Here is a 4,273-nt window from a genome sequence, read left to right on the forward strand (position 1 = left end):
AACGCCACCCGGCCACCGGAGACCACCGAACCGCGCACCACACCAGCCGCCGGCACACCCCCCGCCAGCGCATCCAACCCAGCACGGAACCCCTCCACATCTCGCGCCAACACCACACCCCGCTGCTCCAACGCAGCCCGCGACCCGGCCAACGCCGACCCCACCGCAGCAGGATCCGCCGCCTGACCGGCGTACTCGCGCAGCCGTCGCGCCTGGTCCCGCAGTGCCTGGACGCCACGCCCCGACACCACCCACGGCACCAGACCGGAGACCTCACTCGGGGAGCCGCCGTCCCGCGCCTCCACCGCAGGAGACTCCTCCGGGACCTGCTCCACGATCACGTGCGCGTTCGTCCCGCTGGCTCCGAAGGAGGAGACACCCGCCCGCCGCGGGCGCCCCGTCCGCGGCCACGGCACCGCCTCCGTCAGCAGCTCCACCCCACCCGCCGACCAGTCCACATGCGGCGACGGCTCCCCCACATGCAACGTCCGCGGCAACACACCATGCCGCATCGCCATCACCATCTTGATCACACCCGCCACACCCGCGGCAGCCTGCGCGTGGCCCAGGTTGGATTTGATGGACCCCAGCCAGAGCGGTCGGTCCTCGGCGCGCTCCTGCCCGTACGTCGCGAGCAGGGCCTGCGCCTCGATGGGATCGCCGAGGGTGGTGCCGGTGCCGTGCGCCTCCACGGTGTCGACGTCCGCCGGGCTCAGTCGTGCCGCTGCCAGGGCCTGTTGGATGACGCGCTGCTGGGAGGGGCCGTTCGGAGCGGTGAGGCCGTTGCTGGCGCCGTCCTGGTTGACGGCGGAACCCCGTACGACGGCGAGCACCTGATGGCCGTTGCGGCGGGCGTCCGACAGGCGTTCCAGGAGCAGTACGCCCACGCCCTCCGACCAGCCGGTGCCGTCCGCCGAGGCGGAGAAGGACTTGCAGCGGCCGTCCGGGGACAGTCCCCGCTGCTTGCTGAACTCGACGAAGACGCCGGGTGTGGCCATGACGGTGACGCCGCCGGCCAGGGCGAGGGAGCACTCGCCCTGCCGCAGGGCCTGCGCGGCGAGGTGCAGTGCGACCAGCGAGGAGGAGCAGGCGGTGTCGACGGTGACGGCGGGGCCCTCCAGGCCGAAGGTGTAGGCGACACGGCCGGAGACGACGCTGCCGGAGGTGCCGGTGAGCAGGTAGCCCTCGGCGCTGTCGGCGGCGTGCTCCACGTGGGTTGCGTAGTCGTGGTACATGACCCCGGCGAAGACACCTGTGTCGCTGCCCTTGAGGGAGAGGGGGTCGAGCCCGGCGCGTTCGAAGGCCTCCCAGGTGGTCTCCAGCAGGAGCCGCTGCTGTGGGTCCATGGTGACGGCTTCGCGGCGGGAGATGCCGAACAGGTCGGGGTCGAAGTCGGCGGCGTCGCGGAGGAAGCCGCCGGAGCGGGTGTACGAGCTGCCGGGGCGCCGTCCTTCGGGGTCGTAGAGGGTGTCGAGGTCCCAGCCGCGGTCGTCGGGGAACTCGGCGACGGCGTCGCGACCGTCCGCGACCAGGTGCCACAGGTCTTCGGGGGAGGTGACTCCGCCGGGGTAGCGGCAGGCCATGCCGACGATGGCGATCGGTTCGTCGGCGGCCGTGGCGCGGGCCGCCGTGCGAGCGGCCGGGGTCGCCCGGCTGTCGGTGCCGACCAGGCCGGTGAGGAGGTACCGGGCGAGGGTGTCGGGTGTGGGGTGGTCGAAGACCAGGGTGGCGGGGAGTTTCAGGCCGGTGAGGGTGGTGAGGCGATTGCGGAGCTCGACCGCGGTCAGGGAGTCGAAGCCCAGCTCCTTGAACGCCTTGCCGGGCTCGATGGCGCTGCCGTCGGCGTGGCCGAGGACGGCCGCGACGGTGTCGCGTACGGCGTCGAGGGCGAGGCGTTCGCGCTCCGGCTCGGCGAGGCCGGCCAGCCGCTGGGCGAGCTCCGAGGTGTCGCCGTCGGCGGAGGTGCCGGCGGTACGGCGCGCGGGGGTGCGGACGAATCCGCTGAGCAGGTCGGGCAGGAGTCCCGCGGCAGCCCGCGCACGCAAGGTGGCGAGGTCCAGGCGGACCGGTACGAGCAGGCCGTCACCGGATGCGGTGGCCGCGTCCAGGGCCGCGAGTCCCTGTGCCGCGGTGAGCGGCAGGACGCCGGCCCGCGCCGCCGTTTCGGAGTCGCCGCCGTCGAGGTGGGCCAGCATGCCGCTGGACTGCTCCCACAGTCCCCAGGCCAGGGACAGCGCGGGCAGTCCCTGGTCGTGCCGTTGTTCGGCGAGGGCGTCGAGGAAGGCGTTGGCGGCGGCGTAGTTGCCCTGTCCCGGGTTGCCGAACACACCCGCCGCGGAGGAGAAGAGCACGAAGGCGTCCAAGTCGGCGTCGCGGGTCAGCTCGTGCAGATGCCAGGCCGCGTCCGCCTTCGGCCGCATCACCGCATCCAGCCGCTCCGCGGTCAGCGACCCCACCAGACCGTCGTCCAGCACACCCGCACAATGCACAACCCCGCACAACCGGCCCGGCAACGACCCCAACAACGCCGCCACCGCCTCCCGATCCGCCACATCACACGCCACCACCTCCACCGACTCCGCACCCAACGCACGCAGCTCCCCGACGAGTTCAGCCGCACCCGGAGCCTCCGCACCCCGCCGGCTCGTCAGCACCAGACGCTTCACACCGTGCTCACCCGCCAGATGCCGCGCCACCAGCGCACCCAGCGCCCCGGTCCCACCGGTGACCAGAACCGTCCCGTCACCCCAGTCGACGGTGCCGGTGCCGGGTTCGGCGCGGACCAGTCTGGGAACGGCCGGGGTGCCGTCCCGCAGGGCGAGGTGGGGGACGCCGGCGGCGACGGCGCGGTCCAGGGCCGTATGGGAGGCCGGGGTACCGTCGAGGTCGACGAGCTGGATGCGGTCGGGGTTCTCGGACTGCGCGGAGCGCACCAGCCCCCACATGGCGGCCTGGACCGGGTCGGGCGCGCTGTCGGTGTCCCGGGCGCGGACGGCCCCCGAGGTGGTCAGGATCAGCCGTGAGGCGGCGAGCCGTTCGTCGGCGAGCCACGTGCTGAGCAGGTCCAACAGGTCGGCGGTGGCCGTCCGGGCACGGTGCGCGAGGCCGGCGGCGGAGTCCGGGACGTGGGGGGTGACGACGACGCGGGCGGGTGCGTCGGCGCCGCCGTCCAGGGCCGCGATCAGTGCGGCCAGGTCGGGAAAGCGCTCGCCGCCGAGCTCGACCCGGTCGCCGTCGGCCGCCGTGTCCGGCAGTGCGGCGTCGGTCCAGGCCACGCGGTACAGGGGCGCCGGGCCCGGCCCGGTGAGGTGGTCGGCGGTCACCGGCATCAGGCCGAGCGCGTCGACGGTTCCCACGGGGCGGCCGGCCGGGTCGGCCAGGTGCAGGGTCAGCGTGCCGGAATCCGCCGTGTCGATCCGGACGCGCAGCGCGGTGGCGCCGGTGGCATGCAGGGACACCCCGCTCCACTCGAAGGGCAGCCGCACGCCGTCGACGGGTCCGCCGAGCAGAACGGCGTGCAGGGCAGCGTCGAGCAGCGCCGGGTGAATCCCGAACTCGCCTGCCGTTTCGGCCTGTTCCGCGGCCAGTGCCACCTCGGCCCATATGGTCGTCCCCTGCTGCCAGGCGGCCTTCAGCCCCTGGAACGCGGGCCCGTAGGCATATCCGGTCTCTGCCGCCTTCTCATAGAACCCGTCCAGCTCCACGGACTCGGCGCTCGGCGGCGGCCACTCCGTCAGCTCCTCCCCCGCACCGGCCGCGGTACGAGCGGCGGACCCGGTCGCATGCCGCGTCCACGGCGCGTCGGCGTCGTCCGCGGGGTGGGAATGGACGGTGACCGTCCGGTCGCCGTTCTCGGCGGGTGCGCCCACGACCACTTGGAGCTGGAGCGCACCGCTCGCGGGCAGCAGCAGCGGCGCCTCCAGGGTGAGTTCGCGCAGCAGACCGCACCCGGCCTCGTCTCCGGCCCGTACGGCGAGTTCGACGAACGCGGCCCCGGGCAGCAGCACGGTCTCCCCCACGGCGTGGTCGGCGAGCCACGGGTGGCTCTGCAGCGACAGCCGCCCGGTCAGCACGTACTGGTCCCCGTCCGCGACCCGCACCGCGGCCCCGAGCAGCGGATGTCCCGCCTCGGCGAGCCCAGCGGCCGCCACCTGGGCGTCACCGGCGGACTGCTCGGCCCAGTAGCGCTCACGCTGGAAGGCGTAGGTGGGCAGGTCCACCCGTGCGGCGTCGTACCCGGCAAGCAGCGCCTGCCAGTCGACCTTGGCGCCGT

1 protein-coding gene is annotated in these 4,273 nt (G+C 74.0%); it reads right to left on the reverse strand.

Annotated features, from left to right (window positions below):
• A partial coding sequence (locus tag AB0G63_RS38865; protein ID WP_360760558.1) for an SDR family NAD(P)-dependent oxidoreductase occupies nt 1-4,273 on the reverse strand: 4,273 nt, incomplete at both ends.

It is taken from the genome of Streptomyces sp. NPDC020996, assembly GCF_040641355.1.
Lineage (GTDB): Bacteria > Actinomycetota > Actinomycetes > Streptomycetales > Streptomycetaceae > Streptomyces.